The organism is Streptomyces sp. NPDC054841, from assembly GCF_053611045.1.
In genome coordinates, this window is the sequence record NZ_JBSGZO010000449.1 from 1 (window position 1) to 6,892 (window position 6,892).

Genomic DNA, 6,892 nt, shown 5'->3' on the forward strand with positions numbered 1-6,892 from the left:
CCCATGCGGGCGGTCGGCAACGCAGCCGGGGCCCCTGCTCGAAGCGCTCCGGGGAGAACGTGCCGGACGCCACCGGGCAGGCGGGATTCGCCGGACGGACCCGGTGTGCCCACCCGGCACCCGGGCCCACCGGTCCGGCCGTCGTCCGTCCTCGGGGCGCCCGCCGGGCCCCCATCCCCGTCACGCACCAAGCGGCAGGAGAGCGTCCCATGGCCGGTGAGAAGGCCGACGTCAGGCATTTCGACCTCAAGCAGATGGAGAACTTCCGGGACAACGAGGTGCAGCCGGTGTACACCGCCGCGAAGAAGCACCGCCAGGAGGGCGACGGGGCCCACATCCGTCCGCTCGGCCACCTCATCAACGGGCGCACCACCCCGCAGAACCTGACCCAGGACAAGCAACTCCTGCGCATCGGCAAGATGGTCACCGATCCCCTGGTCTCGGGACCGAAGCTGATCGAGAACATCCGCACCGCGGCCGAGGCCATCGACAAGCTGCTCGGTGACCAGATGGACCTCTTCAAGGAGTTGAAGGAGGCGCTCACCGAGACCATCGACGAGGCCAACAAGACCAAGGACAAGAACCTGAACGCGATCAACGCGCAGAAGCTGCTCCAGACCTTTGACGAGGTCGACGCCCGGACCGCCGGCAGCACCGGTGAGCCGGACCGCCGGCAGCACCGGTGAGCCGGCCGACGCAGCTCTGAGCCCGCCCCGCGCGTGCCGGCAGGGGCCACGGCCGCCCGGCGCGCCCGCGTGAGAAACACCCGGCTGCACACCCGCATGAGGAGGCGGTGCGCCGCCACGGACGACAACCGACCAGAAAGGACACCCGGTGGCCGATCGGCTCGACCCCAACTCCGTCGCCAACCTCCACAAGTTCGACAACGCCGGCGTCCCGTCGACCGACACCTGGGCCACCCTGGTCACCCACATCACCGGCTTTCCGGTGCCGGACCGCAACACCCTCTTCGACACGCTCCGATCCGACCACGGCGGCAAGCTCTTCCGGATGGACATCAAGGAGCGCGGCCTCGACTCGGCCGTCAGGGACATCAAGGAGACCAGCCTCGACACGGTCGACGAGAAGTCCGGCTTCCTGACGAAGACGGGCGAGGACTACGACATCTGGTTCTTCGACAGCGGCAAGAAGGAGTCGATCATGCAGGCCCGGATCGTCTTCGAGGGCCGCCTGAAGTCCGACGACGAGGTCATCTTCGACGGCCCCAACTCCGACAACGTCCGCGACGCGCAGGTCCGCGAGGGCAACGAGTTCACGGACGACAACAAGGACAAGATGAGCACCATCCCGCTCGCCCGGTACATGAACGGGCCGCGGGCGGCACTTCTCGCTCTGCTGGGCGGCGGCACACAGGACGCCCGGTTCAGTAACCTGGGCGTGCCCGGGGCCGACGCGGTGGACCTGAACTCCTTCAACACCACCGGAGAGTCCTTCGACTTCGCCGCCAAGTTCTTCAAGGACCACGCGGTGGTGCTGAAGGACTGGGAGGACCGTTTCGGCCGGGACGACGCGAGCTGGAAGGGCGAGGCGGCGGAGGTCTTCCGCAGCCTGCTGAAGAAGATCCGTGACAACTACGACAGTTACGTCGAGACCTTCAACTCCATGCCCGGCTCCGGCGGCGGGACCGGGACCGGCAACACGGTGTACTCGCGCGCCCTGTCGCTGGGCCGTAAGTACCTGGAGGACTCCGCCAACAAGCTGCTGGAGGCGTGGCTGGCCTGGGCCAAGTCCCCGTACTACGACCCGCATCGGGTGCTGCGCTACGTGCTGGACGACCTCGCCCAGTGGGTGGACGCGAACAACGTCGCCAAGACGGAGATCACGTCGACCTCCAGCGAATCCTCCACGACCGTCAGCCACAGCCCGCTGGGGGACTTCTCCCAGGTGCACCCGGAGTACGGCGACCTCACCGAGATCGTGAACTGGGCGAAGGTCGGCGACAAGGCGGTCAAGATCTGGAGCCAGGGCGTCGACGAGTTCCTGGGCAAGCCCGCCGCCCAGGTGCAGTCCGACCTGAACAATCACTTCGTCGACCTCGGCATGGACTTCTCGGGGAACGTACCCAAGCCGAAGTCGACCAGCACGGCCTCGGCAGAACACAAGGAGAGGAAGGCGAAGGAGGAGATCAACCGGCAGAACGAGGAGAACCGCAAGGCCCAGAACGAGCTGCGCGGGGAGCAGCGGCGTGAGCAGGAGGAGGCCAAGCACCGGGCCGAGGAGCAGCGCAAGGCCGTGGAGCGGAACCTCGGCGGCCTCAACGGCCCCAACGCTGTCAACGAGCGGAACCTCGGCAACCTCGACGGCTTGCGGAACCGGAACAACCCGGTCACCGAGAGTCTGGGCAAGCTCGGCGACGTGAACAACCCGAGCGGTGACGACCAGCAGCGGTCTTCGACCAACCCGCCGCCGATCACCCAGAGCCTGGGCAACCCCGGCGCGCTCAACAACGGACCGGGCGGGACGAACAACTCCGCCGGGGCGGCCAACGAAGCGATCACCCAGAGCCTGGGCAACCCCGGCGCGCTCAACAACGGACCGGGCGGGACGAACAACTCCGCCGGGGCGGCCAACGACGCGATCACCCAGAACCTCGGCAACCTCGGCGGCCTCAACGGCCCGAACAACGGCGCCGGCGGCTCCCTCAGGACCCCGACCGGCGGCGACACCCAGCTCACCGACGGCAAGCTCACCACCGACTTCCCGGACGGCAGCAGCACCGCCTTCGACGCGGACAGCGGGGTGCTCACCACCACCCACCCGGACGGCAGCGTCACCACGCAGAACCTGGGCGACGGCACCAGGGTGACCAACCCGGACGGCTCGGTCACGTCCCTCGGCGACGACGGCAAGCTGACCACCACCTTCCCCGACGGCACCATCCAGACCGCCGACCCCGCGAACGGCCAGGCGATCACCACCGACCCGGACGGCACCACCACCACCGAGAACCTCGGCAATCTGGGCAACCTCAACGGCCAGAACGGCCTCGGGGACCTGGGCGACCTCGGCGACATCAACTCCGGCTTGACCACCGAGTCGATCGGCGACCTCGGGAACCTCAACAGCGACCGGTCCGGCCTGGAGACCCCGACCGGCGGTCGCACCGCGCTCGACGACGGCGACTTCACCACCGCCTTCCCGGACGGCAGCAAGGCCACGTTCGACCCGGCGAACGGGCTGCTCACCACCACCCACCCGGACGGCACCACCACGACAGCCGACCTCACCCACGGGGCGAAGGTGACCAACCCGGACGGCTCCACCACCGTTCTCGACAACGGCCGGCTGGCCACGACCTTCCCGGACGGCAGCACTCAGGTCATCGACCCGGACACCGGCGTCGCCACCGTCACCGACCCCCAGGGCAAGACCGAGACGGTGGATCTGCGCGGCCTCAACTCGGCCGGAAACGTCGGCAGTTCGGACATTCCCGGCGGCCTCAACGAGAGCGGCGGCGGCGACCGCACCACCACCCGGGACGTGCCGGTCTCCGAGCTGGGCCTCGGCGGCGGCAACGTGAGCGCCGCGGGCTCCGGCGGCGGCCTCGTCGGGGCGGGCTCCTTCTCCTCGGACGGCGTTGGCGTGACCGGTGCCGCCCCTCTCTCGGACAGTGCCGCCGGCAGCACGGGCACCCCGCTCACTGCCGCCGCCGCGCCCGGCGCCCCCGGCATGCCCGGCATGCCGATGGGCGGCATGCCGATGGGGGGCATGGGCGGTATGGGCGCGGGCGGCGAGCGGGGCAACGGCGAGCGGGTGCGCGCCGTCCTGGTCGACGCGGTGGAGGTGAGCGAACGCCGCAACCGCCGACGGCGCAGCCCGTGGAACCGCCAGGAGGACAACGACACCTTCCTGGCGCCGGCCTCCAGGGTGGCGACCACCGGCGGCGACTCCCCCGAGGAGGAGGCGGAGCCGGGCCGCAGGCCCACCAGTTCCGCCGACTACCTGGAGGAGGAGGCGGATGTGTGGGGCACCGAGCAGGGCGGCACCCCGGCCGTCATCGGACGGTGACCACCGCGGGGATCCGGCGCGACCACCGCGGAGAGACGAATCCCCCTGGCCCCGGCTTCCGCAGCGGAGCCTCCACCAGGCAAGTTCAGCAGGGCAGTTGACGGACCGGAGACCAGGGCCGGACGCACGGACCAAACGTCCGGACGTACGGTGCGACCGACGCAGAAGGAGGGAGCGGGCGTGAGGGAACCGCTGGAGAAGCGCCTGGAGAAGGCCATGGCCGAACTCCAGGCGGCCCAGGAGGCGGTCGCGCGCACCGAGCGCGAGCTGCGGCAGGCGTCGTTCGCGGTGCTCTCCTCCGACCGCACGGTCCGCGCCACCGTGGGCCCGCAGGGTGAGCTGACCGGAATCGAGTTCCTGGAGAACAAGCACCGCGACATGTCCCCCCAGGAACTGGCCGCCAGTGTCCTGGAGGCGGCGAGCGCGGCGCGCCTGAAGATGAACCGGCACGTGATGAAGGCGATGGCGCCCTTCACCGAGCCCAGCAGCGACGTGCCGGAGCTGAAGGGCTTCGAGCTGGACTGGGAGCGGATCTTCGGCCCCGCGGTGCTGCGCGAGGACGACGAGGACACGGCACGCGACGGCCAGGCCACCCCTGCCTGGCGGGACGCGCTCGGCGAGGACGGGGAGGACTGACGATGGGACAGCGGTACTACGTCGACCCGCAGCGCATCCAGGCCCTGGCGAAGCAGCTGGAGGAGATCGGCTCCCTGACCAAGAGCATGACCGAGGAGTTCCTCGACGAGCTGGCCCCCACGGTCAGGTGGCCGGGAACGGAAGGCGAGTTCGCCGAGACGGCCAAGCCGCAGGAGCAGAAGGAGCGGCAGACCACCAAGGACACCATGTTGGCCATCCGCGACGCGCTGGTGGGCATCACCGACGCCACGGTCAGCCAGGTCCGGATGATGAAGGACACCCGCGACCGCAACATCCAGGGAATCGAGCAGAGCAACAGCCGCATCAACACCCATGGGGTGAACGGCGCCGGCAGCCCGGGCGGGCATGGCCGCCGCCGCTGACCTCCGCACCGCCGGCCGCTCCCGCACCATGCCGGGAGCGGCCGCTCCGTCCTGGCCGAGCGACCTCCAGGACGGCCGCCGATGAGCATCAAGGCATCGCCCGAGGTCAACGCGATGATCTTCATCCTCACCGGGGAGAAGCTCATCGACGCCGACGAGGACCTCGCCCACGACAGCCGCCTGCCCTACTCCGGCCTGGGCCGGAAGCTCTCGAAGGTCTCCTCGCTGGTCGAGAAATCGGTCCACGACATCGCCGCGTCCATGCCGGACGACCTGGCCAAGTCGTACGCCAAGGCGATGGGCGTGCTTATCGACGACGGAGGCAAGAACCACCTGCGATTGTTCGCCGAGCAGCTCGACAAGATCGCCGAGGGCCGGCGCAAGACCTCCATGGGCATCATGGAGTCCAAGTGGCAGGTCATCGCCGAGGTCATCCGGCTGCTCATGGAGATCGCCATCTACCTGGCTATCTCCTTCTTCACGGGCGGCGCCACGGCCAGCCAGATCATGATGGCCAAGCTGCGCAGCCGGTTCGTCATCCTCACCACGCTCAGCCACCTGCTCCAGCGGCTGCACCTGGCGCCCTCGCTGACGGAGGCGGTCGCCGAGGCGTTCACCACCTTCGCGGTGCGGCTGGCGATGATGAACTTCGCCCCGGACGGCCGCCGCCCCGACGGCTTCGACTGGAAAGACATCCTCAAGTCCGCCGCGTTCGGGGCCGCGGCGGGCTTCCTCACCAGCGTCTTCAACAAGTTCGCGAAGAACATCGTCAAGAGCTACGACAACAAGTTCCTCAAGAACGGCTCGGACCTCGACTTCAAGAACAACCCGCTCTCCTTCCGGAACAACCCTGACCTGTGGCGGAACAACCAGCTCCTGCGCAACAACGCCGACCGGCCGCGCGCGCTGGCCGGGCACTACGGGCTCGAGGGGACGGCCGACTTCCTCGCCGACGGCTCCGGCGAGGCGCTCGGGGAGATCCTGATCAAGGGCGCCTACGACGGCGACTGGTCCACCGGTTGGTCCACCTTCGTGGGCGCGGGCGTCAGCAGCAAGGTCGAGGCCACGCTCAGCGGCACCGCTGTGAACAGCGGCGCCGAGCTGCGCCACGCCATCGACAAGCTGCGCAACCAGCCACTCACCGTCTCCGGCGGCAACGCCGAATCCGACACGCGGGACTCCGCCGGCTCCACGCGCTCTCGCGATGGCGACGGCCCCGACCGTACCGGCGGTTCCTCGCGTACGGACACCACGGGCGGCGAGGGCTCCGCGCTCACCTCGCTTCCGCCCGTCACCCAACAGAGCACCCAACAGAGCACCGGCCAGGGAGACTTCACCGAAAGCCAGTCGCCCCCGCCCTCTTTCGCGGAGAACCCGCTGCCGCACTCCCCGGCCTCGCTGCCCGTGACCGCCGCCGAGAACGAGCTGTGGCAGCAGGTCCACGACGGCCCCGCCGAGGTCCGCGAGCAGGCACTGCACGACCTCGCCGCCCTGCGCGGCTCCCAGCCGCCCGGCAGCACCGAGATCGGCGTCCGCGACAGCCTGCACGGCAACCTGTCGCAGCTTCCCGAGGTCCGGGTGGTACCCGCCGAGAACAGCCCCGCCGCCCAGGTCGACACCGACGAGGTCCGCCGCGCCCTCGACGGTTTCGGCACCCCGATCACGGTGGACACCCCGATCACGGTGGACACCCCGCTCACCACCACGCCGGGCACCTCCGACAACGGCCCCACGGTCAACTCTGTTCCCGGTCCGGCCGGGGACACCGCCGACTCGGTGATGGACCACGATCCGGTCGCCCGGGTCGACGACACGGGCGACCGGGACGGTGGCGCGTCCGAGAC

5 protein-coding genes are annotated in these 6,892 nt (G+C 69.7%); all 5 read left to right on the forward strand.

What is annotated here, in order from left to right; genetic code table 11:
• Positions 1-209 precede the first annotated feature (209 nt).
• On the forward strand, positions 210-686 hold the full coding sequence (locus ACWGI8_RS36165) for a type VII secretion system-associated protein (protein ID WP_453667598.1): 477 nt from the start codon (positions 210-212) through the stop codon (positions 684-686).
• Positions 687-834: 148 nt separating this feature from the next.
• Positions 835-4,029 (forward strand): AAWKG family protein, encoded by a 3,195-nt coding sequence (locus ACWGI8_RS36170; RefSeq protein ID WP_453667600.1) that lies wholly within the window; start codon positions 835-837, stop codon positions 4,027-4,029.
• 180 nt (positions 4,030-4,209) lie between these two features.
• Positions 4,210-4,665: a YbaB/EbfC family nucleoid-associated protein gene (locus tag ACWGI8_RS36175; protein ID WP_453667601.1), complete on the forward strand. Its 456-nt coding sequence runs from the start codon at positions 4,210-4,212 to the stop codon at positions 4,663-4,665.
• A 2-nt stretch (positions 4,666-4,667) separates the two neighbouring features.
• Positions 4,668-5,048, forward strand: a complete 381-nt coding sequence (locus ACWGI8_RS36180; RefSeq protein WP_453667603.1) for a hypothetical protein — start codon at positions 4,668-4,670, stop codon at positions 5,046-5,048.
• A gap of 81 nt (positions 5,049-5,129) precedes the next feature.
• A partial coding sequence (locus tag ACWGI8_RS36185) for a WXG100-like domain-containing protein (protein ID WP_453667605.1) occupies positions 5,130-6,892 on the forward strand: 1,763 nt, incomplete at its 3' end.